The 2,933-nt window shown below is 39.6% G+C and carries 3 protein-coding genes; all 3 read right to left on the bottom strand.

All coding sequences use genetic code 11. The annotated features are described in order from the left end of the window. Positions 1 to 226: 226 nt before the first annotated feature. Complete coding sequence (locus LEP1GSC192_RS16150; protein WP_020771068.1) at positions 227 to 913, bottom strand: SH3 domain-containing protein; 687 nt, start codon at positions 911 to 913, stop codon at positions 227 to 229. Between the two features lie 215 nt (positions 914 to 1,128). Further along, entirely contained in the window at positions 1,129 to 1,935 is an 807-nt protein-coding gene (locus LEP1GSC192_RS16145) for a hypothetical protein (protein ID WP_020771067.1), read from the bottom strand. Positions 1,936 to 2,139: 204 nt separating this feature from the next. Then, entirely contained in the window at positions 2,140 to 2,784 is a 645-nt protein-coding gene (locus tag LEP1GSC192_RS16140; RefSeq protein ID WP_020768746.1) for a hypothetical protein, read from the bottom strand. Positions 2,785 to 2,933 lie beyond the last annotated feature (149 nt).

Genomic DNA, 2,933 nt, shown 5'->3' with positions numbered 1-2,933 from the left:
TAATATGCCATAAATTGAGCCCAAAAGATTTTCAGTTCAAAAATATTTGTTAACCGCTTTCGCCTAACGACCAAGCCTAGCCGACGTTTCGCGAGTGCGTAGCACTTGGCGCGAGGCTTGCTCTGCAAGACGAGTGACAAAGCGAAATGTGCCGTAGGCCAAGCAAGGGTCGCTTTAGCGATCCCGCAGCGCTGCGGCTGAGGCGAAAGTTAGACGAAGTGACCGCTTATAGGTCGCAAGGCTCTCCCATTGCCGCAAATCTCAAAGAGCTTTCTAAAACTATTTTATTTTCCACGATACTATAGACTTCATGGAAACCCTCAAAGGGCATACTTCCCTCACATTCAGAAAATTTTCCTTGATGAAATATTTTCCCTCTTAAACCGAAAAACTTCCCATTAATAGGTTTTGTAGTTATAGCAAAGTTTCCATTTTTATCTGTCCAAATGGGAGTATTAATTCCAGAAGTAGCAAATTCAATCTTATTGTAGGCCTCAACAATTTCAAAAGTCGCAGATGAAATTAGGATTTTCTTATTATTTTTATTATGAAGTTCAATCATCCAAAATTGATTTGTCTCAGGTATTCTTAATGAATATGGAACATCAATAGATTCAAAATCAATTAAAATTGCTGACTTATCCTCTACAATCCATCCTGTTTTATTATTCCATCTGATCTTTATCCATTTATTGCCTAATTTCTCTACAACTTCGACTTTCTCTCCGTATGAAATAGTGCCAATAGACTCCGAATTTGAAGATGGTTCCGATTTTAAATCAGTTCCCTTAAATTCAGAAACAAATATAGTTCTCGATTCTTCTGTAGTTAAATTAGACTCTTTTTTGCAATAATAGAAATTGAGTATAACGAAGAAAAAGAATAAGCAAATTAATCGGATCTTTGGAAACATTTTTCATCCTATAAATTGTATAATCGAAAACAGTTCCGGTCATTTCGTCTAACGACCAAGGGTTGGCGACGTTTCGCGAGTGCGTAGCACTTGGCGCGAGACTTGCTCTGCAAGGCGAGTGACAAAGCGAAATGTGGCGAAGCCTGGAGCGAGGGTCACGAAGTGAGCCCGAAGCGTAACGCCAACTCGAAAGTTAAGCGCCGTGCTTGATTATATCAAGGCGAAACAAATAAAACTTTATCCCAAATTAATTTTTCATCTTCTTCGGTAAATAGTTTCGCATCATTTAGCAATGGTAATCCGCTTTCATCAGCAAATATTTCTGCCATTCTAACGCTAATTGAATATGCAAAATAATAATACTCTATTGCAGTTTTGATTTTTGACTCATTTAATGAGTTAGTATGTGCCATTTTATTTCTAAAATCTGATAGTTCGATGTATTTCTTCTGCATTCTGTCTTCCAACTGAGCAATATTGAATTTCTGCCAATCACAGATTCTTGTTTTAACAGGCTGACTCTTATATTGTTTGAAATGGTATTCGGCTCTTCCTTTTTTAAGTCGCTCAAGCCCTTTGTCTTTAAAATCTCGCAAATTGAATTTTTCATTATCAAAGGATTCAACGTTACTTAGTATGGCTTCGCTGATATTTGAAAACTCATACTCCTCTAAAGCAGAATATGTCAAAATAATCATCGAGTGAGCTATCACAACTTCCGGGTCATAGGATTGATAAGGAATTTTAACACCACCATTTTCTTCTTTTGGTGGATTTCTCCCCATTATCAACTCTGCTGCTTTGCTACTATACAGGCTTGTTCTCAATACATACGGATGGCTATGGACTATCTCGGGAAAATCTGCCGGACTTGTCAAAAAAGGCCCCTCAGCCCATGCTTTATTGGTATCGCCAGTACATCTAGGATCTAACATTTTTCTAGCAGACTCAGCTAAATCAAAGGCTTGCGTCCAACTTAATAGTACTTGTCTAGTAAAATTAATAAATTCTGAATGATTCATCGTATTTTATTTTTTCGTTATTTTAACAAGCATGGCGCTTAACGACCAAGGGTTGGCGACGTTTCGCGAGTGCGAAGCACTTGGCGCGAGACTTGCCACTGCAAGACGAGTGACAAAGCGAAATGTGGCGGAGCCTGAAGCGAGGGTCACGAAGTGATCCCGAAGCGTAACGCCAACTCGAAAGTTATGCGTAGTTGCGCTGGATTATTCGCAAGTTACTGTTACGATATAGCCTTCGTTGACTTGAGCACTATGTGAGGCTTCATGAGATGCCGCACCACAAAGCCAGGACACCCGAAAGTCCTTGGGGCAGTTTTCAAAGGGATCGGGCGCTAAAGCCGCATTGTTCACGGGTATGCCGCATGTTTTTTTACCCAAACAAATTGAGCGAACAATTTCAGTGCGATTGCCAGATGCGTTACCACAAGCTGGTCCATAGCTTGCCTGGACAATTTCAATGTTTGGAGTAGAGCCACGTAGAATGTCTTTACGAAGCTTTTCGTATTCTTTTCTGTTCGATCTATACTCTTCTAAAGAAATATGATCAAGTGCATATTCGTTGCAAAGATCAAAAAAGGCTGAGTCGAGCTGATTGAGTTGTGGGCCTAATTGCTTTACTTTCTCCCAGCGATTCTCAATGGCTTTATGGATATCTACATACTCTTTAATTTTCAAACCAATGTCAGACTTTTCAAATTCGGTATACTCAGGCGATTTGATGCAAAAACGTTCATTTTTGTACGTATAACGAAGTGTTCCGTCAGCATCTTGTCTGACTTTCGGCCAAGTGCATTCTATACTAACCAACAATGGTAAGATAAGTAGGATCGTTATTCTTAATAGTCTCATTGCGCTCCTCCATAAAATATGTATGGGTAAAAATATAGCAGCTAACGTATTTAGTAAATTATTTCAAGCGCAATTACGCATAACGACCAAGGTGTTCCGACGTTTTGCGAGTGCGAAGCACTTGGCACGAGACTTGCCATGCAAGACGA

Source organism: Leptospira sp. B5-022 (genome assembly GCF_000347035.1).
GTDB lineage: Bacteria > Spirochaetota > Leptospiria > Leptospirales > Leptospiraceae > Leptospira_B > Leptospira_B cinconiae.
The sequence above is the reverse complement of the archived record's forward strand: the minus strand, read 5'-3'. Positions and strand labels throughout refer to the sequence as shown.

What these genes read in the sequence shown, in the direction of transcription:
- LEP1GSC192_RS16140 (WP_020768746.1), bottom strand. Translation starts at nt 2,784, where the DNA reads ATGAGACTATTAAGAATAACGATCCTACTTATCTTACCATTGTTGGTT.
- LEP1GSC192_RS16145 (WP_020771067.1), bottom strand. Translation starts at nt 1,935, where the DNA reads ATGAATCATTCAGAATTTATTAATTTTACTAGACAAGTACTATTAAGT.
- LEP1GSC192_RS16150 (WP_020771068.1), bottom strand. Translation starts at nt 913, where the DNA reads ATGTTTCCAAAGATCCGATTAATTTGCTTATTCTTTTTCTTCGTTATA.